This window comes from Paracoccus albus (genome assembly GCF_027913035.1).
Lineage (GTDB): Bacteria > Pseudomonadota > Alphaproteobacteria > Rhodobacterales > Rhodobacteraceae > Paracoccus > Paracoccus albus.
Genome location: NZ_CP115775.1, coordinates 2,518,488 through 2,540,635, shown reverse-complemented (window position 1 = coordinate 2,540,635; position 22,148 = coordinate 2,518,488). Strand labels below are relative to the sequence as shown.

Annotated in this window: 22 protein-coding genes and 4 pseudogenes; 19 read left to right on the top strand and 7 right to left on the bottom strand. The window is 61.4% G+C overall.

Annotation, left to right across the window (positions count from 1 at the left end):
* Nucleotides 1–19: 19 nt before the first annotated feature.
* The 5 genes from PAF20_RS12790 (at nucleotide 20) to PAF20_RS12770 (ending at nucleotide 3,904) form a co-directional block, all read left to right on the top strand.
* On the top strand, nucleotides 20–505 hold the full coding sequence (locus PAF20_RS12790; RefSeq protein WP_271071007.1) for a YciE/YciF ferroxidase family protein: 486 nt from the start codon (nucleotides 20–22) through the stop codon (nucleotides 503–505).
* 202 nt (nucleotides 506–707) lie between these two features.
* Nucleotides 708–1,271, top strand: coding sequence for a hypothetical protein (locus tag PAF20_RS12785; RefSeq protein ID WP_271071006.1), 564 nt, complete (start codon nucleotides 708–710; stop codon nucleotides 1,269–1,271).
* A complete protein-coding gene (locus PAF20_RS12780; RefSeq protein WP_271071005.1) occupies nucleotides 1,268–1,666 on the top strand; it encodes a phage holin family protein in 399 nt (132 codons plus the stop codon). Before PAF20_RS12785 ends, PAF20_RS12780 begins: the two co-directional genes overlap by 4 nt.
* Nucleotides 1,656–2,900: a DUF3618 domain-containing protein gene (locus PAF20_RS12775; RefSeq protein WP_271071004.1), complete on the top strand. Its 1,245-nt coding sequence runs from the start codon at nucleotides 1,656–1,658 to the stop codon at nucleotides 2,898–2,900. The genes PAF20_RS12780 and PAF20_RS12775 overlap by 11 nt, the downstream gene beginning before the upstream one ends.
* Nucleotides 2,901–2,953: 53 nt before the next feature.
* The gene (locus PAF20_RS12770; protein WP_271071003.1) at nucleotides 2,954–3,904 is read left to right on the top strand and encodes a YihY/virulence factor BrkB family protein; all 951 of its coding nucleotides are present in this window, start codon (nucleotides 2,954–2,956) and stop codon (nucleotides 3,902–3,904) included.
* 93 nt (nucleotides 3,905–3,997) lie between these two features.
* Here PAF20_RS12770 and PAF20_RS12765 read toward each other — a convergent pair whose 3' ends face one another.
* Nucleotides 3,998–4,234 carry an SDR family oxidoreductase gene (locus PAF20_RS12765; protein WP_271071002.1) on the bottom strand — a complete coding sequence of 79 codons (237 nt, stop codon included), beginning with the start codon at nucleotides 4,232–4,234 and terminating at the stop codon, nucleotides 3,998–4,000.
* Between the two features lie 207 nt (nucleotides 4,235–4,441).
* Between PAF20_RS12765 and PAF20_RS12760 the strand changes: the two genes are divergently transcribed.
* A complete protein-coding gene (locus PAF20_RS12760) occupies nucleotides 4,442–4,606 on the top strand; it encodes a hypothetical protein (RefSeq protein WP_271071001.1) in 165 nt (54 codons plus the stop codon).
* 27 nt (nucleotides 4,607–4,633) lie between these two features.
* Here the strand turns inward: PAF20_RS12760 and PAF20_RS12755 are convergent.
* From PAF20_RS12755 to PAF20_RS12740, 4 pseudogenes are all read right to left on the bottom strand, one after another.
* Nucleotides 4,634–5,904 (bottom strand): annotated as a pseudogene (locus PAF20_RS12755) (tyrosine-type recombinase/integrase).
* Nucleotides 5,905–6,026: 122 nt separating this feature from the next.
* A pseudogene (locus tag PAF20_RS12750) lies at nucleotides 6,027–6,341 on the bottom strand (transposase); the annotation flags it as partial.
* Nucleotides 6,342–6,611: 270 nt separating this feature from the next.
* Nucleotides 6,612–7,641: pseudogene (locus PAF20_RS12745) on the bottom strand (IS110 family RNA-guided transposase).
* An 88-nt stretch (nucleotides 7,642–7,729) separates the two neighbouring features.
* A pseudogene (locus tag PAF20_RS12740) lies at nucleotides 7,730–8,172 on the bottom strand (IS5 family transposase); the annotation flags it as partial.
* A 346-nt stretch (nucleotides 8,173–8,518) separates the two neighbouring features.
* Between PAF20_RS12740 and PAF20_RS12735 the strand changes: the two are divergent.
* The 6 genes from PAF20_RS12735 to PAF20_RS18865 all read left to right on the top strand — a co-directional run bounded on the left by PAF20_RS12735 (nucleotide 8,519) and on the right by PAF20_RS18865 (nucleotide 14,280).
* Nucleotides 8,519–8,833, top strand: coding sequence for a pyridoxamine 5'-phosphate oxidase family protein (locus PAF20_RS12735; RefSeq protein ID WP_271071000.1), 315 nt, complete (start codon nucleotides 8,519–8,521; stop codon nucleotides 8,831–8,833).
* A gap of 159 nt (nucleotides 8,834–8,992) precedes the next feature.
* The gene (locus PAF20_RS12730; RefSeq protein WP_271070621.1) at nucleotides 8,993–11,053 is read left to right on the top strand and encodes a catalase; all 2,061 of its coding nucleotides are present in this window, start codon (nucleotides 8,993–8,995) and stop codon (nucleotides 11,051–11,053) included.
* Between the two features lie 50 nt (nucleotides 11,054–11,103).
* On the top strand, nucleotides 11,104–12,336 hold the full coding sequence (locus PAF20_RS12725) for an NAD(P)/FAD-dependent oxidoreductase (protein ID WP_271070999.1): 1,233 nt from the start codon (nucleotides 11,104–11,106) through the stop codon (nucleotides 12,334–12,336).
* 482 nt (nucleotides 12,337–12,818) lie between these two features.
* Entirely contained in the window at nucleotides 12,819–13,415 is a 597-nt protein-coding gene (locus PAF20_RS12720; protein ID WP_271070998.1) for a hypothetical protein, read from the top strand.
* A gap of 93 nt (nucleotides 13,416–13,508) precedes the next feature.
* On the top strand, nucleotides 13,509–13,934 hold the full coding sequence (locus tag PAF20_RS12715; protein WP_271070997.1) for a hypothetical protein: 426 nt from the start codon (nucleotides 13,509–13,511) through the stop codon (nucleotides 13,932–13,934).
* 112 nt (nucleotides 13,935–14,046) lie between these two features.
* Entirely contained in the window at nucleotides 14,047–14,280 is a 234-nt protein-coding gene (locus PAF20_RS18865) for an integrase core domain-containing protein (RefSeq protein ID WP_353620591.1), read from the top strand.
* 2 nt (nucleotides 14,281–14,282) lie between these two features.
* Here PAF20_RS18865 and PAF20_RS12710 read toward each other — a convergent pair whose 3' ends face one another.
* Complete coding sequence (locus PAF20_RS12710; RefSeq protein WP_271070996.1) at nucleotides 14,283–14,975, bottom strand: anti-sigma factor; 693 nt, start codon at nucleotides 14,973–14,975, stop codon at nucleotides 14,283–14,285.
* Entirely contained in the window at nucleotides 14,972–15,517 is a 546-nt protein-coding gene (locus PAF20_RS12705; protein WP_271070995.1) for a sigma-70 family RNA polymerase sigma factor, read from the bottom strand. The genes PAF20_RS12710 and PAF20_RS12705 overlap by 4 nt, the downstream gene beginning before the upstream one ends.
* A 141-nt stretch (nucleotides 15,518–15,658) precedes the next feature.
* Here PAF20_RS12705 and PAF20_RS12700 point away from each other — a divergent pair, with 141 nt between their 5' ends.
* The 7 genes from PAF20_RS12700 to PAF20_RS12670 all read left to right on the top strand — a co-directional run bounded on the left by PAF20_RS12700 (nucleotide 15,659) and on the right by PAF20_RS12670 (nucleotide 22,136).
* Complete coding sequence (locus PAF20_RS12700) at nucleotides 15,659–16,168, top strand: fasciclin domain-containing protein (RefSeq protein WP_271070994.1); 510 nt, start codon at nucleotides 15,659–15,661, stop codon at nucleotides 16,166–16,168.
* A 77-nt stretch (nucleotides 16,169–16,245) separates the two neighbouring features.
* Nucleotides 16,246–17,523, top strand: coding sequence for an NAD(P)/FAD-dependent oxidoreductase (locus PAF20_RS12695; protein ID WP_271070993.1), 1,278 nt, complete (start codon nucleotides 16,246–16,248; stop codon nucleotides 17,521–17,523).
* Nucleotides 17,493–18,308, top strand: coding sequence for a DUF1365 domain-containing protein (locus PAF20_RS12690; protein ID WP_271070992.1), 816 nt, complete (start codon nucleotides 17,493–17,495; stop codon nucleotides 18,306–18,308). Before PAF20_RS12695 ends, PAF20_RS12690 begins: the two co-directional genes overlap by 31 nt.
* Nucleotides 18,301–19,458, top strand: a complete 1,158-nt coding sequence (locus PAF20_RS12685; protein WP_271070991.1) for an SAM-dependent methyltransferase — start codon at nucleotides 18,301–18,303, stop codon at nucleotides 19,456–19,458. Before PAF20_RS12690 ends, PAF20_RS12685 begins: the two co-directional genes overlap by 8 nt.
* Nucleotides 19,451–20,695, top strand: coding sequence for an MFS transporter (locus tag PAF20_RS12680; RefSeq protein WP_271070990.1), 1,245 nt, complete (start codon nucleotides 19,451–19,453; stop codon nucleotides 20,693–20,695). The genes PAF20_RS12685 and PAF20_RS12680 overlap by 8 nt, the downstream gene beginning before the upstream one ends.
* Complete coding sequence (locus PAF20_RS12675; protein WP_271070989.1) at nucleotides 20,692–21,420, top strand: SDR family NAD(P)-dependent oxidoreductase; 729 nt, start codon at nucleotides 20,692–20,694, stop codon at nucleotides 21,418–21,420. Before PAF20_RS12680 ends, PAF20_RS12675 begins: the two co-directional genes overlap by 4 nt.
* Nucleotides 21,417–22,136 carry a TspO-related membrane protein gene (locus tag PAF20_RS12670; RefSeq protein WP_271070988.1) on the top strand — a complete coding sequence of 240 codons (720 nt, stop codon included), beginning with the start codon at nucleotides 21,417–21,419 and terminating at the stop codon, nucleotides 22,134–22,136. The genes PAF20_RS12675 and PAF20_RS12670 overlap by 4 nt, the downstream gene beginning before the upstream one ends.
* The last annotated feature ends 12 nt before the right edge of the window (nucleotides 22,137–22,148 follow it).

Sequence of the window (22,148 nt, the reverse complement as noted above, 5' to 3'; positions counted from 1 at the left end):
ACCTTGAAAGGAGCCTGAAATGACTAAACTGAAAGATCTGTATATCGAAGAACTACAGGATCTCTGGTCCGCGAATGACCAGATGTCCGAAGTGGTCTCCGCCATGGCCGACAAGGCCTCGGACAGCAAGCTGGCCGACCGGCTGAGCGCGGCAAAGGACGGCATTGACCAGCACACCCGTCTGCTGAAATCCCTTCTGGAAGATGCCGATGCTGAGGTGAAGAAGGAGCACTGCAAGGGCATGGAAGGGCTGGTGAAGGAGGCGCGGAAACACGCGCTCGACAGCGACATGAGCGGCGCCGCGCTGGATGTTGCGATCATCGCGCAATACCAGCGCATGTGCCATTACGGCATCGCCGGGTTCGGCACCACCAAAGCCTTTGCCGAGGCTCTTGGCGAAGACGATGCCGCACGCAAGCTCGATGACGCGCTCGACAACATCTACGAGTCCGACGACTTCATGACCGAACTGGCCGAACGTTCACGCAATGTCGATGCGGCGTAAACTTTAACCGGGCCGGCCAGAGGGCCGGTCCGGTAATCCTGACAATCTGCCCGAAGGGAACGCCGGAAGGTTGGTTGGGTTAAGTAAGTATATATTTCGGAAATTCCGGAGAGGTTCAATGCACGCGGTAATTTATCTGATCGGACTCATCGTGGTCGTTCTCGCAATACTCAATCTCGTCACCTGATCCAGGGAGGATACAATGACAGCCCAAAACGAAGAAAAGCCGGACGCCAGCAAGACCATTTCCGAGAAGACAAGGGAAGCTGCCGAGGCTGTGTCGGAGACAGCGAAGGAACATGCTCAGGATCTGAGCAGAACGGTCGTTTCCGAAGCGAAGGACTATGCAGGGCAGGCCAAGGATGCGGCGGCTGGCGAAGTCAAGAACGTCGCCTCGGCGCTCAGGACAGCCGCGAGCGAATTGCGCAGCGGCTCACCGCAAGAGCGCACCTTCGGTCAGATTGCGGACACGCTGGCGGGAGCCTCCGACGCGTTGCGCGACAAGGATCTGGGCGAGATGGTCGGTGCCATCAATGATTTCGCACGGCGCAATCCCATGCTCTTTCTTGGAAGCGCGGCCCTGATCGGTCTTGCCGCAACCCGTTTCGCCAAGGCGAGCGGCGGATCGTCTTATCCCCGAGCGGAGACATCCGGCTTGCAAAGCGGGCAGTCCACATATCCGCCGGCGACAACGTCATCCGTGCTGCCGACTGGCAGCACTTCGGCGCCTGCCAGCACGAGAACACGGGAAGGAGGCGCAGCATGACCCACGACCCGAACAAGTCCACCGGCGGTCTGCTGAGCGATGCGCTCTCCCATGTGAGCTCGCTTGTTCGCAACGAGGTCGACCTGGCGCGCGCCGAGGTGAACGAGAACCTCAAGAGCGCCGGGATCGCCATCGGCATGATCGTTGGGGCAATCGTCGTGGCCCTGACGGCGCTCAACGTCCTTTCGGCCGCGCTTGTCGCAGCCCTGACCGAGGCGGGCATCCCCGCCGGCTGGTCCGCCCTAATCGTCGGGGTGATCTTTGGCATCATCGCCTATGTGATGTTGAACAAGGGCACGAACGATCTGAAACTCAACAGTCTGGCTCCGACGCGGACTGCGAAGAACGTGAAGCGCGATGCGCAAGCCGTGAAGGAGGCATACGATGACAAGTGATACCCGCTCTCCCGAAGAGATCGAACGCGATATCGAACGCGAACGCGCAGGTCTGCGTGATACGCTCGGGGACTTGCAGGACAAGTTCTCGGTTGAGACCATTGCGCGGCAATTCACCGATCAATTCCGCGAACATGGCGGTGATATCGGACGATCGGTCTCCGATGCCGTCAAGAGAAATCCAGTTGCATTGGCCTTGACCGGAGTGGGCATCGCCTGGTTGATGATGGGCAATCGTTCGGATGATGTTTATCGGCGCGACGACTATAATCGCCGGGACGATTACCGCCGTTATCGCTCGCGCCTGGACCACGAAGGATCTCACGACGATGCCCGATCTTCTTATGATCGAGACGATCGGCTATCCCGCTCACAGCAATGGAGCAGCCCCAATCGGCATCTTTATTCGGGGCGCTTTGGCAGCACGCACGACGCCCCTGCCTGGGCTCGGACGCGCCACGTGGACGATGAGAATGATGTAACCGAGCGCATTGGACAGGCGGCCTCTTCGGCGCGCAGTTCGGTCTCGGATGCAACATCCAGGATCTCCGCCAGCGCCAGTGACGCGGGTTCTCGTGTTGCGGAAACTGCGCGCTCTGCCGGATCAGGCGTGGCCGATAAGGCTAAGGATCTCGCTGCGTCTGCCAAGGATGCGGGCAGTTCAACTGCGGAAACGGTCCAGAACCTGTCCTCATCCGCCGCTGACCGCGCCGCTGCCCTTCGTGACCGATTGGCGCAAGGGACCGAAGACCTGACCGAGGAGGCACGCAAGCGCGTCATCGACGCGCGACACCGCGCGGTGGAGGCTCGCGAGGCGGCAGCCGAATACGCCCGCAAGGGCCGCGATCGCGCCATCGACATATTCGAGGAACAGCCGCTGATCGCGGGTGCCCTGGCCGTGGCGCTTGGTGCCGCTCTCGGAGCCGCGCTGCCGCGCACCCAGATCGAGGATGAATATCTCGGTGAGCAGAGCGATAACTTGATCGAAGAGGCGGAGCGCATCTTTGCCGAGGAAAAGGAAAAGCTCGGCAAAGTCGCCGACGCGGTAAAGGACGAGGCCGGCAAGGCGGCACGCGATCTTAAGGATGAAGCGGATGAAGCCGCATCGAAAGTGGCTCAGACGGCAAAGGACAAGGCCACCTCTGCGGGCAAGCGCGTTGCCGATGCCGCCAGGACGGAGGCCGAACAGCAGGATCTGGGCGACGTGAAGAAGTCGCCGAAATCCTCCTCCTGACCCATGCCCGGTCCGCAAAGCCGCGGGCCGGGTTTTACGAAAGCAAAAATTATATGGCACGTGGCAGACAAGCGGAATCGCCTACCGACATTCCCGCGGAGGGATGGAAGGACATTGCCCTCAGAGTAAAATCGGAACTGGCCGACGATCATGTCGGCCTCATCGCGGCCGGCGTTGCATTTTACGCGTTGCTGGCGATCTTCCCTGCCCTTACCGCCCTGATGGCCCTGGGCGGGCTGGTGCTGGAACCTTCCGAGGTGACGGCGCAACTGGACAAGCTGACGAACGTAATGCCGCAGGAAGCGGCGCAGATCATTCTGGATCAGGCAGTGTCCGTCGCCGGCTCGCGCGAAGGCGGGCTCGGGCTTGCCTTTATCGTAGGTTTATTGCTCGCGATATACTCTGCGTCCAAAGGCATGGGCAGCCTGATGGAAGGATTGAACGTCGCCTATGACGAGGAGGAAACGCGCGGCTTCATCTCGAAAACCCTCTGGACGCTCGGACTTACGGTGTTCCTGATCCTCGGGCTTGTCCTTGGCCTGCTCGCGACATTGGCGCTACCGGCGGTTTTAAACCTCATTGCGCTGCCCGATTGGCTGGAGACCGGGATGGGATTGGCACGTTGGGTGATCCTCGCCTTGATGACGGTGTTCGGCTTGGCTGTGATCTACCGCTACGGCCCATCACGCGACGATGCGGAATGGAAATGGCTCAGCCCCGGTGCCGTTGCGGCCTGCCTGATCTGGGTGATCGCATCGGTGGGCTTTTCGATCTATGTCAGCAACTTCGGCAGCTACAACGAAACCTTCGGCAGCATGGCAGGGGTCATCATCCTGCTGATGTGGCTGTGGATTTCGGCATTCATCATCCTGATGGGTGCGGAACTGAACGCGGAAATCGAAGTGCAGACAGCACATGATACGACAGTAGGGCCGGACGAGCCGATGGGTGAAAGGGACGCCGAGAAGGCTGACAGACTGGGCCCGGCAGAAGGACGATCCTGACGGCCGGTCATTTGGTGAGATTGGTCAGCGGTCTGATCCGCAGCGAGAACCGCAAAGGTCTATACGCCCCAGATTGACAATCTCGTTCGATGATCACCCGCCAATCAGATCGCCGCCGTTCGGATGGAGCACCTGCCCGGTCATGTAGGACACATCCTCACAGGCGAGAAACAGCATCGAGGGTGCTACCTCGTTCGGCTCGCCGGGGCGGCCGAGGGGCGCGGACTTCCCAATATCCTCCACCTTATCGGGAGGAAACGATGCGGGGATCAGCGGCGTCCAGATCGGGCCCGGCGCGACGCCATTGCCGCAGAGGCGGAGCCTGTCCACCCGGTTGGCCAGCCCATCAGCGCTTCGACGAATAGCGGGTTCAGCGTCCGGCGCTGATCGCAGGTATCTGGCCCAGCCATCGGCGTCGTGAGGACTTGGGGGCCAAGGAGGCCGTTCACCGGCGTATTCGCCAGTGTCGTCGCCCCATCCGTGTGATCGCGCGCCGTCGGGGTCATCCTGACCTGGGAAGGTCTTTATATCTCGCAGATGGTCCGTCTGCACGAGGATGGCCTGCCTGCAACGCAGGGTGAATGGGTTGCGGAAGTGCAGGACTGGTTCGCAAAAACCTCGCCCGGCCGCGAGATACCTGATGAAAGCACGATCCGCAGGCGGCTAACCCCGATCTGGCGGGCGCTGCGGGAAACCCCGTAGCGCCCCTTGCAAGAGGTCGACGATCGGTCAGGCGCTTCTGCGCGCCTGATCCTCTTGCGCCCCGGCATCATGCACAAGCACGGGCTTCGGCCGGAAGGCGCTGGCGACGGCATCGACACCAGCGCGCAGCGGCGAATCCATCAGGTGGGCATAGCGCGCCGTCGTCTGCGTCTGGCTGTGACCCAGCAACTTGCCGATCATTTCTAGCGACGCGCCGCCGCTGACCAGCAGCGAGGCTAAGGTGTGGCGCAGGTAGTGGATCCGGACATCCTCGATCCCGACCTGCTTCTGGATCTGATGCCAGAAGCGGCGGATTTCCTTGACCGGCTGGCCCGGCACATCGCCCCGAAACAGGAACGGGCAGCCGCGTGGCACCAGCAGTTGCCGCTGGCGGACGATGGCAGCGGCCTCGTCCGAGATCGGCAGCCGGTGGATCTTGCGCTGCTTGGTCATGCTGGCGGGCTTGGACCAGCTGAGATGCTCGAGGTTGAAATGCTCGAACCGGGCCTGCCGGACCTCGCCGACCCGCGCTCCGGTCAGCATGCAGAGCCGGATGATATCCGCCGCCCGCCGGTCCTCTGCCACGTCCAGCGCCGCCGCCAGGTTCCGAATTTCCTCCTGCGACAGGAAGCGTTCACGCGGGTTTTCGATGCGGCGGCGGAAGCCCGAGGCCGGATTGTCCTCGCGCCAGCCCCAGCTTTGCGCATAGGTGAACATTTTTCGAAGCACCTCGCCGACGCGGTTGGCACGCACCGGCGTCGGCTTCGATCCCTGCAGCTTTCTGGCGCTGTTGTTCGGCTTTGCCTTGTGGGGCCGACACCGGCCCTCGGCGATGCGGCTCAGCAGCTTTTCGACATCATAGGGGGTGATCTCGGTCATGAGACGGTTGTTCCACTCCGGCCCGACCAGCTTCGTCAGCATGGAGCGCTGATCCGAAGCATTGGTCTTCGCGAGATTCGGCAGATGCACATCGGTATAGCGCTCGACCAGATCCTTGAACGTGGCGCTTCCCGCCCGTTCTCCTCTGCCCCCAGCGGATCGCCCCCGGCATCGATGTCGCGCCGCAGCTCCTTCGCGCGTTCCCGCGCCGCCGCCGTCGACCACTCCGGCCAGCGCCCCAGCGTCATCCGCCGCTGCCGTCCGGCATGGCGGTAATCCAGCGTGAAGGCCCGGTTGCCGGAGCGGTAGATGCAGATCGCGAAACCCCGCACCTCGCTATCAAAAATCTGATAGTCCCGACCCGGTTCCGGCGCGGCCTCCCGCACCGATTTCTCGTTCAGTCTCAATCGCTTCACCATGCCCAGCGCCTCCTTCTTGCATCCCACATGAGGCTCAGCCTCGCGCGCATGGCAAGTCATACAGCGGCGCCCAGACCGGCAGGGAGGCGGAAGGTGGCAGAAGTCAGAGCTAGGGTCAGGATTCATAACCAATAGATGACTAGATCCGCTAGGGCGATGGCTGAGAGGAACACTTTGGGGCATCGGTCATAGCGGGTCGCGACGCGCCTCCAGTCCTTGAGCCTGCCGAACATGATCTCGATGCGGTTACGCCGCTTGTATATCCGCTTATCGTATTTGATCGGCGTCTTGCGTTTCTTCCGGCCTGGGATGCAGGCACGTATCCCCTTGTCCTGAAACGCTTCTCTGAACCAGTCAGCGTCATAGCCACGATCCCCGAGTAGCCATTTGACGTTTGGCAGGCCACTCACCAGGGCCCGAGCGCCGATATAATCGCTTCTGTGGTTGCCGCCCTTAGCGCAAGAAGTTTCTGACCTTGTTGGCGTGTGATCGAGTGCGAACTTCTGTGAGGCCTTCATGACGCGGCGATTCCAGAAGCCGCAGGCCGAGATGGTGATCAGCGAATTAGGTCCAAATCTGACTTTCGAGCTCTTAGCTCGTAGCGATTAACTGGTTTTCCCAACCCAGATCTGTTCGATCGTTTTGCCCATTCAGGTCGTCGTCTTCCCACACCCCTTGGCACCGTTGCTAACAGTTCGGCATGAACATTATGCTGTGACTGCAAGCGCGGGATTCTTGTAGTTCTCGTTCTTCGTCAGCATCGCCCAAATCTGCCGGGCCATCTTGTTGGCCAGAGCGATCGCGACCAACATCTTAGGTTTGCGTGCCAACAAGCGTGAAAGCCAGCTCCCTTCTACAATGGTGCGCTGCCCAAGCCAGTTTAACCGTGACATTGCGCCAATGATAAGGAGACGTCGGATATCGGCCTGACCGGCCTTGGTCATTCGACCCAGACGCTCTTTGCCTCCAGAGGAATGCTGTCTTGGCACCAAACCCAACCAAGCCGCAAAGTCACGTCCAGTCTTGAACTGTGCCATGTCAGGTCCGAACGCTTCCACGGCGACAGCCGTCAGGGGGCCAACACCCGGCATGGTTTGTAGCTGACGCGCCCTGTCCGACTGGGAGGCCAGAACTTTGAGTTTCGTGGTGCGCTTGGCAATACGCGTCGTTTTCTCTGCAATCTGCGCCAGCAGATCCTGGCACTCCTCCCGGATCAATGCTGGCAGTTCGGATGCCGCATCCTCCACAAATGCTACCATGCGGTCGAGGTAGCGTATTCCCGCGGGAAAATACGTGGCCATGTTCGTACAGTAGCGCCCGCAAGGCGTTCACATCCGCAGTGCGCTGATGAACCAATCGTTCCCGGCCCCGGAAGACCGCCGCGCAAGACTGCTGCTCGACTGTTTTGGGCTCCACGAAACGCATCTCAGGCTGGCGTGCCGCAATGACAAGCGCCTCAGCATCGGCCGCATCATTTTTCTGCCGCTTCACAAAAGGGCGCACATATTGCGGTGCGATCAGCTGTACCTCGTGCCCAAGAGCTTCCATCTCACGGGCCCAAAAATGTGCGCTGCCGCATGCTTCGAAAATCACCATGCTAGGCTCTTGCTGCGCCATAAACGCGGGGAATTGCTTTCGCGTCAGTTTTTTGCGGAACTGGACCTCCCCCGTTCGAAAGGCACCATGAACTTGAAAAACTGCCTTTGCCAGATCGACCCCGATCATCATATTCTTCATCTCGCCGTCCTCCTTTGCGCGTGGCGTTGAAAACCACGACCTTGGCACATTGCGATGCCGTCTAGGGAGGGCGGCAACCACTCCATCTGACCTGACCTGCGGTCACGAACAGGCTGAGCGGCCGCCCTTGGCTATCGCAGATAGCGTGCAGCTTGGTGTTCATACCGCCTTTGGTTCGACCGATCAGGCGACCACGCCCCCCTTTTTGGCCGCCATGCTGGTCGCCGTTCGGTGAGCCTTGAGATATGTCGCGTCGATCATCACGGTCGTCTTCTCACCGTGTTCCGCCGCCAGCCCGGCCATCATCCGCGCGAAGATGCCCTTTTCGCTCCAACGCTTCCACCGGCTGTAGAGCGTCTTATGTGGGCCATACGCGGCGGGCGCATCGCACCAACGCAAGCCATTGCGATTGATGAAAATAATCCCGCTCAGCACCCGTCTGTCATCAACCCGGGGCTTCCCGTGCGACCTGGGAAAGAAGGGAGCCAGGCGCGCCATCTGCGCGTCGGTCAGCCAGAAGAGATCGCTCATGTCACCGCTCCGTTTTCGGAGGCGTGAATCACGCAGCGCAACAGAAATCAATCCATCCTGACCCTAGGCTTGCCGGTAGGGGCATAATTTAACAGCCAAGTCAAAGGCTGTTCTGGCGGAACCCGCGATGCTCGGTTTCGTTTATGTCCGACGAAAGGCAGCATTTTAACAAGTGTTGATCCTGGTTGAACGCTGCGGGATGCGAGAACGCGTTAAAACCACGGGCTGTCTAAATCATGGGAGGAAATATTCATGGACAAGAAAACGATTGTCGAAGCGATGCGCGACATGGACCTTTGCTTCATGTCCACTGCTGCTAAGGGCGGGGGGCGTGTCGTCGCGTCCGATGTCGAATAATTCTCAGGTTGAATGGGATGGCAGCAACTGGTTTTTCAGCAATGGCGATACGCGCAAGGTTGAAGAAATCGGGGAAAACCCGGCGACCGAGCTGACGTTTCAGCGCAAGGATACCTGGATCGTGCTGTCCGGGAAGTCGAATCTTCATCAGGATGACAAGGAACTGTTCAAGAAGCATTGGACCGACTACCTTGAACAGTGGTTCGAACAGGGGATCGACACGCCCGGGCTGACTTTGATCGAGGTGGCTGCCAGCCGCGCGGAGTGCTGGGGCATGCCGGGTGACGGTGTCGTGGAATTGTGAGGCCGCGGCCTTAACAAGAAGATTGGACGAACAGCCGACGCGCGTGCTTATCCATCTGTGCGGCAGCGACATCGGCCTCCCCTTTTTCGAGTGACAGAACTTTAGCCAGAACCCGCGGCAGAAGCCGTGATCAGACATTCCAGCTAACGGAGAGCTACCATGGACAAGAAAACCCAGACAGGAAACGCAGGTGAAACGCATCAGCGCGCCGGCGACGATCAGCGGCTGACCACCAATCATGGCGTACCGGTATCGGACAACCAGAACAGCCTGAAGGCGGGTGCGAACGGCCCGACATTGCTTGAAGATTTTGTCCTACGCGAGAAGATCTTCCATTTCGACCACGAACGGATCCCGGAACGCATTGTCCACGCACGTGGCAGCGCCGCGCATGGCTATTTCGAATGCACCGACCCGATTCCGGATATGTCCATTGCCAGCCTGTTTGCCGAAAAGGGCAAGCGTACACCTGTTTTCACCCGCTTCTCGACCGTTGCGGGCGGGGCTGGCAGCGTTGATACGCCGCGCGACGTCCGTGGCTTTGCTGTCAAATTTTACACCGACGAAGGCAACTGGGATCTGGTCGGCAACAACATCCCCGTTTTCTTCATTCAGGACGCCATCAAGTTCCCCGACCTGATCCATTCCGTGAAGATGGAGGCCGATCGCGGCTATCCGCAGGCCGCGTCCGCGCATGACACGTTCTGGGACTTCATCTCGCTGATGCCCGAGACGATGCACACCATGATCTGGGCCATGTCCGACCGCGCCATTCCGCGCAGCCTGCGCATGATGGACGGCTTTGGCGTTCATACTTTCCGACTGGTCAACGCGGACCGCAGATCGACCTTCGTCAAGTTTCATTGGAAGCCGAAGCTGGGCGTTCAGTCACTGGTTTGGGACGAAAGCGCCAAGCTGCAGGGTGCCGATAACGACTTTCATCGCCGCGACCTGTTCGAGGCAATCGAGGCAGGCGATTACCCGGAATGGGAACTGGCCATTCAGGTCATCAGCGACGAACTGGCGGAAAGCCTGCCCTATTCGGTGCTGGATGCGACCAAGATCGTCCCCGAGGAAGATGCCCCCCTGCGCGTGATCGGCCGCATGGTGCTGGACCGTTGGCCGGACAATTTCTTTGCCGAGACCGAACAATCCGCCTTCCTGCCGTCCAATGTGGTGCCGGGGATCGATTTTACCAACGACCCGCTGCTGCAAGGGCGGTTGTTCAGCTATCTGGACACGCAGAAATCGCGGCTTGGGACGACGAACTTCCACCAGATCCCGGTCAACGCCCCGAAATGCCCCTTCGCGAACATGCAGCGCGACGGCATGATGCAGACCATGATTCCCAAGGGCCGGGCGAATTACGAACCCAACAGCCTTGATGAGGCGGGCGAGGATCCCGGCCCGCGCGAAACCGGCACCGTCTTTCACACCTATGAGGACAACACTGAACTTGGCAACGAGCCGTCCGAAAAGCTGCGCAAGCGGGATGAGACGTTCGGGGACCACTACAGCCAGCCGCGCCAGTTCTGGCTGAGCCAGACCGACAACGAACGCGCCCATATCGCCAGTGCGATCACGTTCGAGCTGTCCAAGGTCAGCCTGCCGCATGTGCGCGACCGCGTGCTGTCGGTGATCCAGAACATCCATCCTGATCTCGGCAAGCGTGTCGCCGATGGGCTGGGGATTGATCTTCCCAAGGCGGCCAAGCCCTTCCGCGAACCGGTCGAGCTTGCGCCCTCGGACGCGCTTTCGATCCAGAAGAACTGGAAGGACACGCTGAAAGGCCGCAAGATCGGCATTCTGTTCGCCGAAGGGTCGGACAAGGCAACGATCGACAAGCTGAAATCCGATGTCGAGGCGCAGGGCGGCAGCGTGATGCTGGTCGCCCCGAAGGTGGGCGAGATGAAGGTCAAGGGTGGCACGCTTGCCGCGGATGGTCAGCTTGCGGGCAGCCCCTCGGTCATCTTTGACGCTGTTGCCATGGTGTTGATGCCTGAGCAGGTCGAAATGCTGAAAAAGGATGCGGCCGCAAAGGCTTGGGTCAGTGACGCCTATGCCCATCTGAAAGCCATCGGCCATTGCCCAGGCTCCAAGGCATTGCTGGATCATTGCCACATCGAAGCCGATGAAGGCGTCGTCAAGAACGAGGATTTCGTGGCCGCTGCAAGCAAGCGCTATTGGGACCGAGAGCCGAAGGTCCGTGATCTTGCCTGACCCTGACGGGCCGCCGGTTCAGGCGGCCCCTTTTTATTGGATAATCGAAGATGACAGACGGCAAGGACGCCGAAACGCGCAAGGATGATCTGCGGACCGGCAAGCCATATTGGCTGACCACCCCCGGCATTTCCGTGCGACACCGCGCCGAACCGGGCCGTGACCGGTTTGACGTGATCGTCGTGGGCGCCGGTATCAGTGGCGCCCTTGCAGCCGAGGCATTGACGCGGCAGGGCCGTAAGGTCCTGATCCTGGATCGCCGCGCGCCGGTCAGTGGATCAACCCCGGCCTCGACCGCGATGATCCAGCATGAGATTGACGTGCCCCTGACCAAACTTCAGGCGCAGCGCGGTGCGCGCGCGGCGAACGCCGCGTGGCGTCGGTCCGTGGCGGCTGTCAATGATCTGGCAGGCTTGACCGAAAGGCTGAAGATCAACTGCCAGATGCAGCGCAAGCCCGCTTTATATCTCGCGGGCAAACAGATGGATGCTGACGACCTTGCAGACGAGGTCGCGGCCAGACGAAAGATCGGCATCGAGGCCGAACTGATCGACCGCGCGACGCTCAACGCTGATTATGGCATGTCGCGCGCAGCCGCGATCCTGTCGCCGGATTCAGCAAGCGCAAACCCTGCGCAGCTGACAGCAGGATTGTTGCGCGCCTGCCGCAAGCGCGGCGCGCTGCTTGCCGCACCTGTCGAAATTACCGACATGGCCGAACTTCCGGGCGGCGTGGCGCTCGCCACCCGCGATGGTCGTGTGCTGACAGCGGATCACGCGGCCTTCTGCACAGGTTACGAATTCCTGCCCCAGATGCAGGCGAAATCGCACCATGTCACATCGACCTGGGCGCTTGCGACAGGCAAGATCATTAACATGCCCCGCTGGCTGAAAGACACCATCGTCTGGGAAGCATCCGATCCCTACCTTTATTTTCGCAGCGATCCCTCGGGGCGGATCATCGCGGGGGGCGAGGATGAGGATGCATCAGAGAGAAACAGCGATCCGAAGCTGCTGGCCAGCAAATCGAAGACCATCATCGCGAAGCTGGAAAAGTTGACCGGACTGGGTGTCGGCCCGGCAGAGTTTGCCTGGTCCGCGCCCTTTAGCGTCACGGATGACGGGCTGCCGATCATCGACCGGGTCAAGGGGCATGATCGGGTCTGGGCCGTGATGGGTTTCGGCGGGAATGGGATCACCTTCTCAATGATCGCCGCGCAGATTGTGGCCGCTGGCATCGCTGGAAAGAAAGACCCGGACGACCGGCTTTTCCGCCTGAGATGATGAGACGCCGTGGGGCCAAGGCGTTACTCCAAGATTTTGCCCGCCACCGTTATCTCAAGATCTGACCAGAGGACCAAGAGGAAACGGCAAAATTGTGCCTTTTCCCGATACGGGGCAGTTCCTACCCGGCATCGATGTCGCGGCGAAGTTTCCGTGCACGCTCCCGCTCAGCCGCGGCTACCCTTCCTCTCAAGCTGAAGCGTCAGACGCTATGGCTTGAACTAGCACCAATAGGCCCGCCCTTCTTAGGGGTCGGTTGCGGCGACTGCTTATATCTGCGGTGCGCACGTCGACTTTCTGCATTCCCAAGTCGGTCGCGTTGCAGGTCCGATCCTGAGAGAGCGTTAAGAGCAGAACTGGTCAACCGCAGCTGGGCCTTCGAAGCCTTAGTCTTGAAAAATGTTAAGTTGTTTGATGTGCGAAAAAGAGACTACGCTTCCGATCACCTTCCACCGCGTGGTTAGTATTTTAAGAAGGGGATAATGACCGAGATAATTGCAGACGACAATCGGCGTGGGCATGTGGATTGGGCTTCCATTTTTGCTGGTGCTGCCATCGCAGCCGGCGCGTGGGTGGTTTTCACCAGCTTCACCGCCGCAATAGGCTTGGGTTCCGTTTCGCCCGAAGAGGGCGAAGGATTGGGAACCTTTGCGGCTATTCTGGTCGGACTTTTTGCCTTTCTGGCGATGGTCGCTGTTTATGCTTTGGGCGGCTACGTCGCTGGCCGCATGCGTCGACGCAGCGCAACAGCGGAAGCCGAGGTTGAAGCGCGTGACGGGATCCACGGGTTGACCGTGTGGGCACTCGGTACGCTTTTGACCGGCTTCGTGGCGGCGGGTGCCATTTCAAGCGGTGCGCGGGTCGCGGGCAATGCGGCGGAGACCGCGGTCGAAGCAGCCGGTTCTGCGGTCGGCGGTGTCGCCCAAGGGGCGGGTCAACTGGCCGGTGGCGTTGTCGGAGGCGTAGGCCAGGTCGCAGGTGGCGCGATCAGTGGGGTCGGACAGCTGGCCGGTGGCGCGGCTTCCGCGATTGGCGGCGAAAATGGCGCCGGAAACATGGGCGGCAATCCGCTGGATTGAGTCACGGACCGGCTTCTGCGCAGTGAGCAAGCTGCGCCCGAACAGTTTTCCAACGAACAGATCCGCGGCGAAGTCGCGAATATTCTCGGCACCGTGCTGCGCACCGGAGAGGTGCCGGAGGATGATCTGGACTATCTTCGGAGTGCATTGGCCGCTCGGACCGAACTCACCCCGGCCCAGATTGACTCACGCGTTGAACAGGCCGTTCAGCAGGCGCAGGATTTGCGTGCCGAGGCTGAGCAGCGGCTGGAGGACGCACGGGCGCAGGCCGAGGAGGCCATGGCCGCAGCTGAGACGCGCGCACAGGAACTGCGGGCGGAAGCTGAACAGCGGTTGCAAGAGGCCAAGGATCAAGCCATTGCGGCGGCAGAGAAAGCCCGCCACGCGGCAATCTGGTCTGCGCTCTTCTTGGCAGTGTCCTCTTTGGTTGCAGCGGTGGCCGCATGGATGGGCGCGATCAAGGGTGGCGCAGATCGCGACGCGGGTCGTGTCTGGAAGGGACTTACGCGCCGCCGCTGAGAAAATCAGCGCGACGCGGCCGGGCTTTGTCTGCGTGAGCGGGCAGAGCCTGTTTATTTCCGTGCCATGCAAGCTCGGCAGCGCGGAGTCGTGGACTCCGCAGCCTTGCGCCATGCAACCGAGGGCTTCAGATGAGATCGAACTCGGTGCGGCGACCTGTCGCTGTTCGCGCACAATGTATTGGCTGCCCTCGAAAGACCGCTGGGAATATAGGTCCCGCGCGCTTCGGATTACATTAGCCGATGCAGAAGACGGCCATGCCCGCGATCAGATCGATGCCTGGGTGAGCGATTACAACACCACACGGCCCCATTCATCGCTTGGATACCCGTTTTTGCCAAACTGATGTCAGATCCTGCGCATTTCGGCCTGCGCGACGATGGGTCCTGTCGCAATTCCAGCCGGCGCGCCACCGGCGGGTTCGTCGGTGATGGCAAGGGTGGCATTCGCGACCAGAATTCGCAGATCCTCCGGGATCGGCATCGCTGCCTGCCCCTCATGCGGCATGACACCCAGCGAGATGGGCGCGCGGTCGCCCTGAATCAGCCAAAGCTCGAAATCGCGGCCTGCAGCGGGCGGCTGCCCCGCGACCGATACCCGCATCTCGCCATCGGTTTCGTCATAGAGCGCGGTCAGGCGAATGCTGTTGTCGGCCGATACCATATCCGAAACCCAAAGCTGCGGTTCGGCGTCAGGACCCGGCTGCCCGAGCCACAGCAGGGCAAGCAGCGCAGTTGATGCAAGAACAGAACCGGTGGACAGCCATTTCCAGAGCCTGACGGGGCGCACGGATGGGGACAGTTCAGGGAACAGCCGCCGTTCGACCTCATTCCACACCTTGGCGGGCGGGCTGACCGGCCGGACCTCATCCGCGATGGGGTCGAAATGCGTCTGCCATCTTGCGACCTCAGCCATAAGGGCCGGTTCGCTTAGCAGGCGGCGCTGGAACACTTCGCGCTCGGCAAGCGGTAGGATGCCAAGAACATATTCGCCAGCCGTGGCAATGTCGCGGGGATCAAGTTCCGGGGCGTCGTCGGTCATCTGGTCAGACACTCCCTCAGCCTGATCAGGCTGCGCCGAAGCCAGCTTCTGATGGTGTTAAGGGGCGCACCGAAGCGTTCGGCCAGTTCCAGATAGCTTTCGCCTTCGACATAGGCGAGGCGAACTGCTTCGGCCCGGCTTGGCTCCAGCTCTGCAAGGCAGGCTTCGATCCTTCGGCCCTCGGATCGCAGCATAGCCGCATCCTCGGGGCCGGGCCTGTCGTCCGCTAGGCGTTCTGCCGCGTCCAGATCACCGCCACCTGGCCTGCGGCGTCGCAGGTTGTCGATTGCCAGATTGCGCGTGACTGCGTTCATCCATGCCTGCGGACTTGCCACCTGCGAGGCATAACGATCGGCGTTGTGCCAGATCTTTACGAACACCTCCTGCAACACATCTTCCGCCTCCACCTGATCCTTCAAGATACGTAAACAGATCCCGAAAAGTTTCGGTGAGGCGATGTGGTAAAGCTGCCGAAACGCAGCCCGGTCCCGCAGGGCGACGCGAGCGAGCAGTTCCTGAAGCTCTGCTGCATCTGAGGTCATCGATGGCTCCGGTTAGCTGTCGTTGAGGATGCAACAGCGCACTGAACGCCGCAAGTCGTTCTCGATCTTCACGAAAGCGTGAGCTGTGCAACAAGAGACATTTAAGCCTCGTCTCTTCACTACCAACCACAGGAGGATGGAATGAAATTCTTGAATTTTGCTGTGACCACGGCGTTTGCTCTGGCAGCCACGGCCACCGTCGCGCAGGATATGCCGGCGACTGTCGCGGATATCGTGATGGCGTCCGAGGACCACACAACCCTGGAACAGGCCGTTGTCGCTGCCGAAATGGGCGAGGCTCTGATGGGCGAAGGCCCGTTCACCGTCATTGCGCCGACCGATGCTGCCTTTTCGGCACTCCCGGATGGCGCACTTGAGGATGCTTTGATGCCCGAAAACCGGGACAAACTGGTCCAGATCCTCGGCTGCCATGTGGTTGAGACGCGGGCTGTGGCCGCCGATGTCGCACAGATGATTGCCGATGATGGCGGCGCCCATCCTGTGACGACAATGGGCAACTGCAGCCTGAATCTCACGCTGGACGGCGATATGGTGAAGATCAACGACAGCGGGACCGTCACAGCTGCCGATCTGCAGGCCGGCAACGGCGTCGTTCACGTCATCGACGGCGTTCTTCTGCCGGCGATGTGATCCTGCGGCAGATAAGGCTGATACGGGCGACGGCCATGCTTTGCCCGGATTTCACTTGATTTGTTTTGAGGTTTATATTGAAGCGTCTGCGCATCGCGATCATTGGCAGTGGAATATCGGGTCTGGGGGCGGCGTGGTTGCTTTATCCGCATCACGACATCACCCTGTTCGAGAAAGAACCGCGGCCGGGCGGCCATGCGCGCACCGTGCGGGCAATGGGTGTAGATGTCGATACCGGATTCATCGTCTGCAATCGCCGCACCTATCCCTTGTTCATTCCGCTGATGGAAAAGCTTGGCGTTCTGCTGGAGCCGAGCGACATGTCGTTCTCGGCCAGTTTCGAAGGTGGGCGATACGAATACGGCACGTTCTCGACCCGCGCGATGTTCGCGCAGCCAATGTGCCTGATGGATGCCGGGCATTGGCGCCTGATCCGCGATATCCTTCGCTTCTTCCGCCAGGCGCCTGCCCATTCTGCGCATGAGGGCAGCATCGGGGACCTGTTGGGCGCGCTGCGTCTTGGCGATGAATTCCGCGAACGCTTCCTGCTGCCGATCTCAGGCGCGATCTGGTCGACGCCAACGGCCGGTATGATGCAGTTCCCGGCAAGCGCCCTGGTGCGGTTCTTCGACAATCACGGCCTGCTGTCGGTGAATGGTCAGCCGCAATGGCTGACGGTGGCGGGTGGCTCGCAGGTCTATGTGCAAAAAATCCTTGAACAGATCGCGGGCGATATTCGTATGTCCTGCCCGGTCTACGCCGTGCGGCGAGGGGCGGATGGGGTCGTGATCTTCAGCCCGCGCGGGGCAGAGCGTTTCGACAGAGTTGTTTTTGCGACCCATGCGCCGCAGGCTTTGGCTATGCTGGAAGATGCCGACAAGGATGAAATCGCTATTCTAGGTGCGCTGCGCACACAGGCGAACCGAATGGTGCTGCATTCCGATCCCCGGCTGATGCCGCGACGCCGCGCGGTCTGGGCGTCGTGGAACTATGTCACGCGGGGGGCGAGTCCGGCGACGGATCGGCCGATCAGCCTGTCCTATTGGATGAACCGGTTGCAGAACCTGAAAACCCCGCGCCCGCTCATCGTGACCCTGAACCCCGAAATCGAGCCGGATCATGTGCACAACGAAGCCAGCTTTGCGCATCCGCAATTCGATGCGGCAGCGATAGCCGCCCAAGCTCGTCTTAGCGAGATTCAGGGCCGTGGCGGAATTCACTATGCGGGTGCATGGACGCGCTATGGATTTCACGAGGACGGGTTGCTCTCAGCGCTGCGCGTGGCGCAATCGATGGTTGTCGAATGGCCGCTTGGCCCCGATCCATGGGCCGCGCCGAAGCCGGTGGCCGCGTGATGGCCGATCTGTGGGATGGCGCGTTGATCGACGCCGCGATCTGGCACGCGCGGGCGGGTGATGTGACGCGGCAGTTCCGTTATCGCTCGCTTTACGCGGCGCTGCCGGTTGACTCGCTGGAGGCCGGTCGCCTGCCGTTGCGACCTGACCGACCGGGGCTCTGGCGGTTGCGACGGCTCGATCACGGTGCTCGCGATGGCAGCCCGCTGACCGACTTCATCCAGTCGCAGTTGGCGCCGGTCGATCTGGCACATTGCCGGACCGCCTTGGTCACGATGCCGCGCGGTTTGCTTCACGGGTTCAACCCGGTCAGCTTCTGGCTGGCGCGGGATGATCTCGGCTTGCGGGCGGTGCTGGCCGAGGTGACGAACACCTTCGGCGAAAGCCATCTGTATCTTTGCCGTCATGCGAATAATCGCGTGATCGAACCGGGCGATCGGCTGTCCGGCGAAAAGCTGTTTCACGTCTCGCCCTTCCTGCCGCGCGAGGGACATTATGTCTTTCGCTTCGATGCCGCGCCGGGCCGCTTCGGGGCCTGGGTGGACTGGTTCGGCAAGGATGGCAAACTGTGGCTTCAGACCTCTATGACTGGCAAGGCGCGCGCGCTGACCACCAAGGCCCTGCGCCGCGCCGCGTTGCGCCATGCATTTCAGCCGCTGCGCGTCACCGCGCTGATCCACTGGCAGGCAGCAAAGCTGTTGTCGCGCGGTGTGCGCTATCGCACCAAACCATTACAGCTTGAGAGACGCCAATCAGAGGCTACGACGGAGAGATCGGATGTTTGAAGATCGCATAAGGTCAGAGTTCCTTCGCAGCCTGGACGGCATTCGCTTTGGCCGGTTGCGCCTGACAACGCCCGACGGCGCGACCCGTGTTTTCGCAGGCGACCAGCCGGGACCGGATGCTGCGCTGACGATCGAAGACTGGCGCACGGTTCCCTCGCTTGCGGCAAAGGGCGATATCGGCCTGACCGAGGCATATCGTGATGGCTGGTGCGATACGCCCGATCTGACGGCGCTGCTGACCCTGGGGCTGATGAATGAGGATGCGCTTGACCGCTATATCTATGGCAAGCCCCTTCAGGCATTGGCGATGCGGCTGCTGTACCTGCTGAACCGCAACACGCGGACGGGCTCTCGGCGGAATATCGCGGCCCATTACGATCTGGGGAATGACTTCTATGCGCTGTGGCTGGATGAAACGATGACCTATTCCTCGGCAATCTTTGCCGAAGGCGACGATCTGGCGATGGCGCAGCGCCGCAAATACGACCGCATCATCGAAGGGCTGGCAGGCGGATCCGGCCGCCTGCTGGAAATCGGCTGCGGCTGGGGCGGCTTTGCCGAACGCGCACTGCAGCGTGGCGATTTCGCGCCCAAGGGGCTGACGCTTTCAAGCGAACAGGCAGCATATGCCCGCGCGCGTCTGGGGCAGGGGGCCGAGATCGCGCTTCAGGACTATCGCGACGAAAAAAGCCGCTTCGACCATATCGTCTCAATCGAGATGTTCGAGGCCGTGGGCGAAAAATTCTGGCCGGTCTATTTCGGCAAGCTGGCCGAGGCATTGACCCGAAAGGGCCGCGCGATGATCCAGACCATCACCGTCGCCGACCGCTATTTCCCGCGCTATCGCAGCGGCGGCGACATGATCCGCAGCTTTATCTTTCCCGGTGGCATGCTGCCTTCGCCTTCGCGTTTCCGGGCAGAGGCCGAACGCGCCGGGTTGCGGGTTGACGACACCTTCGGATTTGGCCGCGACTATGCCCGCACGCTGTCGCATTGGCTGGATCGGTTCGACGCAAAGCGGGCCGAGGTGCAGGCGATGGGCTTTGACGACGCCTTCATCCGCGTCTGGCGCTTTTATCTGGCCGCCTGCATTGCGTCCTTCGCGGTCGGCCGGACCGATGTGCTACAGTATCGGCTGGCCCATGCCTGAGATAGCTCCAAGCCGTCGCGATGTGGCGGCTTATGGTGTGCTGGCCTTGCCCCTGGCCTTCGGCGGCTTGCCGCTTTACATCCACGCGCCTGACTTTTTCGCAACCGAAAGGGGCGTGCCGCTGGCCGCGCTTGGGCTGGCGCTGTTCTGGCTGCGACTTTTCGATGCGATGGTGGACCCGGTGGCGGGCTGGGCTGGCGACCGCTGGCCCAATAGAAGGGGCGGGCTGATCATCACAGGCGCGGTTCTGCTGGCCTGCGGGGCCGCAGCACTGTTCGCGCCGCCCGCGCTGCCGGTGCTGATCTGGTTCGCGCTGGCCCTGGCTCTGGCAAGTCTTGGGCACAGCCTGATCTCGGTCAACCTGATGACGCTTGGCGGCCTGTGGCGGCGCGAACCGGACCAGAAATCGCGGATCAGCGCCGCGCGAGAAGGGTTCGGATTGGTCGGCCTTATCCTTGCGGTGGTGCTGCCCTCGGCATTGCAGCAGCTGATCGGGCGTCAGGCGGCGTTGCTGGCCTTGGCCGCGGTGCTGGCGGTTGCGTTGCTGATAGCGCTGCCGATCTTTCGCGGATGGCTGGCCTCGGTCCGATTGCAGATCGCCGTTCCGCCCGATGCGCGGCCGGACTGGCACGCCCTGATGCCCTTCTATGCCGTGGCTGCGCTGGTGCTGCTGTCGGCGGCCTTCCCCGCCGCCCTGATCCTGATGCTGGTGCGCGACCTGTTGGGGGTCGAGGCTTTGGCGGGTGTCTTTCTGCTGACCTATTTCGCCGCCGCCTTGCCCGGCGCGGCTGTGGCAGGCTGGCTGGCCGGTTGTATAGGAGGGGTGCCGGTCTGGACGGCGGCGCTGATCCTGTCGATGGCGGGCTTCGCATTTGGAATGATGCTGGGGCCTGGCGATGTCGCCGCCTTTTTCGTCATCTGTCTTGCCACCGGCTTCTGTTTCGGCGCCGATCTGGTCCTGCCGCCCGCCATCCTTTCCGACCGGATCCAGGCCACATCGACGCAAGCCGCCGCGACCCGCGCGTATGCCGCGCTTGGCTTTTTGACGAAACTCGCGCTGGCGCTGGCGGGCGCGGTTGCGCTGCCGCTGTTGCAACTGGCGGGCTTTCGTCCGGCACAGGTGAACGACACGCATGCCTTGCAGGCGCTGCTGCTTCTTTACGCCGCGCTGCCGCTGGTTCTGCGTGGGGTCGCAGTCACGGCTTTGATCTTCCTGCACAGAAAGGGCGAGATATGAGCGAACGGATCTGGATCATGGGCGCCTCGGACGGGATCGGCGCGGCGCTTGCTCGCCTGTGGGCGGCGCGCGGTGCAAGTCTGATCCTGTCGGCGAGATCCGAGGACAGAATGGCCGATCTAGCGCAGGAACTGGGCGGGGCAGAGGTCCTGCCTTGCGACGTGACCGACCGCGACAGCCTAGATACGGTCGCGAAAGCGATCATCGATGGCGGCAAGTTGGACCGGGCGATCACGCTGGCCGCGCTTTATGACCCCGGGAAGGTGATGGAACTGGACCCTGATGAGGCGGCACGGATCGTCAACGTGAACCTGACCGGCAGTTTCAACTTCGCCCGTGCTGCAGTGCCGCTGCTGCGTCAGGGCGGGCAGCTTGCCCTGACCGGATCAGTTGCGGGCTATTTTGGCCTTCCGCAGGGCCAGATCTATTCTGCAACCAAAGCGGGTGTTATCAATCTGGCGGAAAGCCTGCGGGCCGAACTTGCCAATGATGTTGATGTCCGCCTGATCAGTCCGGGCTTTGTCGATACGCGGCTGACTCAAAAGAACGATTTCGACATGCCCGCGCTGATGCAACCCGCCGCCGCCGCTGTAGCCATTCTGAACGGCCTCGATAAAGGCGGATTCGAGGTGCATTTCCCGCGACGCCTGACTCTGCCGCTGAAATTTCTGCGTGCTCTGCCCTATGGGCTGGCAATGCGCCTGACGAAGAGGCTTGTAAGATGATGATCAGATACCTGCCGCATCTGACGCTGCTTTTTGCGGTGCTTTTCGCGCTGTCGCCGCTGGCCAGCGACGGTTTTAACGGCTTCACACCCGACCAGTTTCCGGTGGTACAGCACCGCTGGCCAGTGCAGCCCGCCGGATGGGCCTTTTCGATCTGGGGGCTGATCTATCTGTGGCTGATCGCAGGCAGCGTCTGGGGGTTGCTGAAGGCGCCGTATGATCCCGAATGGCAGAGAATGCGTCGCCCGCTTTTGGTCAGCCTGACCGTGGGCACATTCTGGATCGCCGCCGCCAATGCCTCGCCTATTCTGGCGACCGCGATGATCGTCGTCATGGTGGTCGCAGCAATCATCGCCTTTTTGCACGCGGGCGACAGGCAGCCGTTCTGGCAGGTCGGTCCAGTCGGCCTTTATGCCGGTTGGCTGACCGCAGCGACGGGCGTCGCGATTGCCGTTCTTCTCAGCGGCTATGGCATCATGTCGGCGGGTCCGGCCGCGATCCTGCTGATCCTTGCCGTGCTGGCGGTCGCGCTGTGGGTGCAGTCGCGCCGCCCTGCCGCGCTCACCTATTCCATCGCTGTCGGCTGGGCGCTGATCGGCATCGTCGCCGTCAATTGGAGCACCGAATATCGCCATGTCGCGCTGCTGACCGCTCTGGGGATCGCGGCGCTGGCCGCACTATACCTTTCGCGCGGCTGGCGGGCACGAGGCCGCTGAAGAGGCAGGGGC

Coding starts and splice junctions, on each gene's coding strand:
- PAF20_RS12760 (WP_271071001.1), top strand. CDS start 4,442: ATGGTCCGTCTGCACGAGGATGGCCTGCCTGCAACGCAGGGTGAATGG.
- PAF20_RS12700 (WP_271070994.1), top strand. CDS start 15,659: ATGAAATTCTTGAATTTTGCTGTGACCACGGCGTTTGCTCTGGCAGCC.
- PAF20_RS12735 (WP_271071000.1), top strand. CDS start 8,519: ATGTCGAATAATTCTCAGGTTGAATGGGATGGCAGCAACTGGTTTTTC.
- PAF20_RS12785 (WP_271071006.1), top strand. CDS start 708: ATGACAGCCCAAAACGAAGAAAAGCCGGACGCCAGCAAGACCATTTCC.
- PAF20_RS12680 (WP_271070990.1), top strand. CDS start 19,451: ATGCCTGAGATAGCTCCAAGCCGTCGCGATGTGGCGGCTTATGGTGTG.
- PAF20_RS12730 (WP_271070621.1), top strand. CDS start 8,993: ATGGACAAGAAAACCCAGACAGGAAACGCAGGTGAAACGCATCAGCGC.
- PAF20_RS12790 (WP_271071007.1), top strand. CDS start 20: ATGACTAAACTGAAAGATCTGTATATCGAAGAACTACAGGATCTCTGG.
- PAF20_RS12685 (WP_271070991.1), top strand. CDS start 18,301: ATGTTTGAAGATCGCATAAGGTCAGAGTTCCTTCGCAGCCTGGACGGC.
- PAF20_RS12705 (WP_271070995.1), bottom strand. CDS start 15,517: ATGACCTCAGATGCAGCAGAGCTTCAGGAACTGCTCGCTCGCGTCGCC.
- PAF20_RS12720 (WP_271070998.1), top strand. CDS start 12,819: ATGACCGAGATAATTGCAGACGACAATCGGCGTGGGCATGTGGATTGG.
- PAF20_RS12710 (WP_271070996.1), bottom strand. CDS start 14,975: ATGACCGACGACGCCCCGGAACTTGATCCCCGCGACATTGCCACGGCT.
- PAF20_RS12770 (WP_271071003.1), top strand. CDS start 2,954: ATGGCACGTGGCAGACAAGCGGAATCGCCTACCGACATTCCCGCGGAG.
- PAF20_RS12670 (WP_271070988.1), top strand. CDS start 21,417: ATGATGATCAGATACCTGCCGCATCTGACGCTGCTTTTTGCGGTGCTT.
- PAF20_RS12775 (WP_271071004.1), top strand. CDS start 1,656: ATGACAAGTGATACCCGCTCTCCCGAAGAGATCGAACGCGATATCGAA.
- PAF20_RS12690 (WP_271070992.1), top strand. CDS start 17,493: ATGGGCCGCGCCGAAGCCGGTGGCCGCGTGATGGCCGATCTGTGGGAT.
- PAF20_RS12780 (WP_271071005.1), top strand. CDS start 1,268: ATGACCCACGACCCGAACAAGTCCACCGGCGGTCTGCTGAGCGATGCG.
- PAF20_RS12725 (WP_271070999.1), top strand. CDS start 11,104: ATGACAGACGGCAAGGACGCCGAAACGCGCAAGGATGATCTGCGGACC.
- PAF20_RS12675 (WP_271070989.1), top strand. CDS start 20,692: ATGAGCGAACGGATCTGGATCATGGGCGCCTCGGACGGGATCGGCGCG.
- PAF20_RS18865 (WP_353620591.1), top strand. CDS start 14,047: ATGCAACCGAGGGCTTCAGATGAGATCGAACTCGGTGCGGCGACCTGT.